Source organism: bacterium (genome assembly GCA_023228325.1).
Taxonomy (GTDB): Bacteria; Auribacterota; UBA6266; order UBA6266; family UBA6266; genus UBA6266.
This window is the reverse complement of the sequence record JALOBK010000030.1, coordinates 1-3,575: the sequence shown is the minus strand read 5'-3', so window position 1 is coordinate 3,575 and position 3,575 is coordinate 1. Positions and strand designations below refer to the sequence as shown.

Genomic DNA, 3,575 nt, shown 5'->3' with positions numbered 1-3,575 from the left:
ATCTTGGTGGTGATAATAATTTTTATATGTGGGATAACAATTATTCAATATTAAAAAATATGATAATCACCTCACAAAAAAGAATAATGTGTGCAGGTAAGAAAATTTCATTTACTAAAATTTTAAATCCGGATAAAATTCAACTAGAATTAGTTAAGGATATCATACGAAATAAATATTATGGAATTATTGAGGAGGTAATGTGACAGATGGTAAAGAATTTTCAGAACCAAAACAAAAAGATGTTTTAAAGGTACATATTTATAATCCTTTTTATGAAGGAGTAAATATTGTTAGATATGGGCTAGACCCATGCGATTTATTCAATGAGTACGTTGCAATAGAGGAATGTTTTAACAATTTTATTTCATTTTCAGATACGGATAATTGTTATATAAATTATTACAATAAAAATAATATAAAAAGTATTGTGAACATGTTTGATTCATATTTATCTGAGAATTTTATATCGTTTGAAAATAATAAAAAAGAACAAAAAATATTATGTATTTCCGGTAATATTGGTTTTACGAATAATCTTGATAGATATGCATATATAAATTTATTATCAAAATTAATAATGAAATTTATTTCTATTAATTTTAAAGATGATATAAAAATAAATTTGGATATTCCAGACTTTAATTTAGAAAAAGAATATAGTGTTCTGTGTTTGGAATCAAAAATACCAAAAAAATATTTTGATTGTTCTCCACCGGTAATTGCGAAAATAGAAAAAACATATTCTTCACAAATGCCAATACAATTAGAATTTGGAAGTGGATATGATTTATTTCCAATTGGTGGAATAAAAAAAGATTCAAGATTGGTATTTATTGATCCGATTTTTCAAAAGACCCAAAATTTGTATAATGTATATACACAGATAAAATCAAAAATAAATGAATTTTTAGAATTTTTTATAAAATTCCCAACACGAAGTAAATATATTCAAAGGATAATAACATCAAAGACATTGGAATGTATGACACTAAAAGAAAATATTGAATTTATGAATCTTTTATCGTGCGTCTATATCAGCGAATTCATATGTATTGTTCCCGACATGAAAAAAATAATTAATACTAAAGTTAAAAAATTTGGATGTGATTCTCATCATATTGTAAACTCAAATATATATGGATTTAAGAATTGGGAAAACGGCGGGGAATATTCAACCATTTGGACAGAAGAATTATTAGAATCCTTTTTGAAAGAATTAAAAAAGATGTATAAAAAAACATATGAGGTTGATTCGGAATATAATATAGTGGAAACCGAGTTGAATAATAAAAAATGGTTTAATAGAGGAGAGTTTGTTATTAAATGAAAAATATTTTTAAATTAAAGGAGTTTTAAATGTTTTCGTTTATCAAAAAAATAAAAGAATTTTTTGGGATTTTATCAAAAGATTATGATACATCCAATCTTAGAACGGAAAGAGTCAGACAAAATTTTGAAATTACACCAGAATTATTGGATCATCATGTCAGATTATCAAAGATGGATACCAGATTAGTTCATGGTGTGGTTAAATTTATTGCAAATTCAAAAAATACAAATTTAATTAATATTATGCATGAGGCTATATCTTCAGAAGAATATATGTTGGAAAAAATTATTGCATTTTTCGGAAAGGTTGAAATTTATCTAGATTGGAAGGAATATGTAAGAGGACATGCTGAATTATTTGAATATGTTTCAAAAGATGAAAAAATTTCCAAAAAATTTTTAATGCGTATTCCTAGAGTTTTTGCAAATGATTGTTTAATTATGGCGGCGAAAAATGGAAATTTTGAATTATTCAAATATATTGTGGAAAATATTGGAGGATCTGTTCTATATAAGCAGGGAAAACCGATGAGAGCCGCCATAATTACTGGGAATAATGAATCATATATCACAAAAGAAGATAGATTAAATATAGTTAAATATTGTATTGAGGACAAGGGATGTCCGGCGTATATTTGTGCTTATGATGGTTTGAAGAAAGCGTGTAAACATGGGCTGTATAAAATTGTTAGATTCTTTGTAGAAGAATGCGATTGCCGAGTTGATTTATATAAAAACTATTTATTAAATAACTCTACCGATGAAATAAAAAGATATTTATCAGAAAAAATCAATGAAAACTCTTCCAACCTGGCTTGCAGCCAGTAAATAAATATGATTAGTTTTATCAGCCTTAAAAAATGGAGGTATTGTGGATTTTAAGAATGTATATGAGAATGAAGAAATTTTAGATTCCGAAAACAAGGTCATATCGATGCACAGTAGTATTTATTGGGAAATCGAAAGGCATACAATGGAAGGTGACTAAATGATAATATTTAGTGATTCTGGAGATAGAGAAGAAGAAAGTAGGAAAAAGTATCTTCTCGAATTATCAATTAAATTGGCAGTAGAGAAGCATTCTGGTCAAATTGACAGAAGTGGCACCCCTTATATTCTTCATTGTCTCAGAATAATGAATAATGTTCCCCAACATTGTGATATTATGATTGCTGCAATTTTACATGATATAGTTGAGGATACGGATGTTACGTTGGATGACTTGAAAAAAATTGGGATAGATGAAAATATCATTGAAGTTATAAGCCTGCTTACAAGAAAAAAAGACATTGAATATTTTGATTATATTGATAGACTAAAAAATAATGTAATGGCATGTGCTATAAAGTTGGCAGATATAGAGGATAATATAAATCTTTTAAGATTACGTGTAATTAGTGATAAAGATAAATCATTAGTAGATCGTTACCACAAAGCATATTCCATATTGATTCAGCAAGCTATTGATGTTTCTAAAAAATACATGTCTTTCGTTGCTAATTCTGGATTGTGTCAAGATTGTGGCTGTAAAGGATTGCCTACATGATTTTGAAATGGGGGGATGATAGCAATTCATCTCCCCATTTTCATGAAAGAGGTAAAAATGATTCTAAATAAGAAAGTTCTCCATGACTCTGGTTGTTTTGATAGAGATTGGATTGTTGATAATATGCAATATGAAACTATTGTCGGGTCATATGCATATGGTGCTAACACGGAAGAATCTGATTTTGATATTTATGCATACACAATTCCACCAAAAGAGATCTTAGTCCCAAATTTTCATGGATATTTTTATGGATTTGATGATAATATTCCGTCATTTTATCAATATACAACCAATGGAAAATTTAGATACAAAAAATTAGAAGCGGAAGGGACCATATATAATATCGTCAAATATTTCAGATTAGTTATGGAAAACAATCCGAACATGCTCGATAGTTTATTTACGAGGGATCATCTCCAAACACATAGAACCGAAATAGGTAAAATTGTTGTCGAAAATAGAAAATTGTTTGTTAGTAAGAAAGCATACCACACCTTCCGAGGATATGCGTTTAAGCAAAGACAATATATGTTAGAAAAATGTCCCACTGGGAAAAGGAAAGAATTGGTAGATAAATTTGGATATGATGTTAAATATGCATCACATCTTGTCAGATTACTTTTGGAATGTGAACAGCTATTAGAAACTGGCGAAATGGATCTGATGAGAGATAAAGAAATATTAAAATCTATCC

General features: G+C 28.0%; 5 protein-coding genes. All 5 read left to right on the top strand.

Annotation, left to right across the window (positions count from 1 at the left end; all coding sequences use genetic code 11):
• On the top strand, window positions 1-206 hold a 206-nt coding region (locus M0R36_11295; GenBank protein ID MCK9556375.1), incomplete at its 5' end, for a hypothetical protein.
• A complete protein-coding gene (locus M0R36_11290) occupies window positions 203-1,330 on the top strand; it encodes a hypothetical protein (GenBank protein MCK9556374.1) in 1,128 nt (375 codons plus the stop codon). The genes M0R36_11295 and M0R36_11290, both read left to right, overlap by 4 nt.
• A 29-nt stretch (window positions 1,331-1,359) precedes the next feature.
• A complete protein-coding gene (locus M0R36_11285; protein ID MCK9556373.1) occupies window positions 1,360-2,160 on the top strand; it encodes an ankyrin repeat domain-containing protein in 801 nt (266 codons plus the stop codon).
• A gap of 160 nt (window positions 2,161-2,320) precedes the next feature.
• Window positions 2,321-2,878: a GTP pyrophosphokinase gene (locus M0R36_11280; GenBank protein ID MCK9556372.1), complete on the top strand. Its 558-nt coding sequence runs from the start codon at window positions 2,321-2,323 to the stop codon at window positions 2,876-2,878.
• 15 nt (window positions 2,879-2,893) lie between these two features.
• Window positions 2,894-3,575: nucleotidyltransferase domain-containing protein (locus M0R36_11275; protein ID MCK9556371.1), on the top strand; the 682-nt coding region annotated here is incomplete at its 3' end.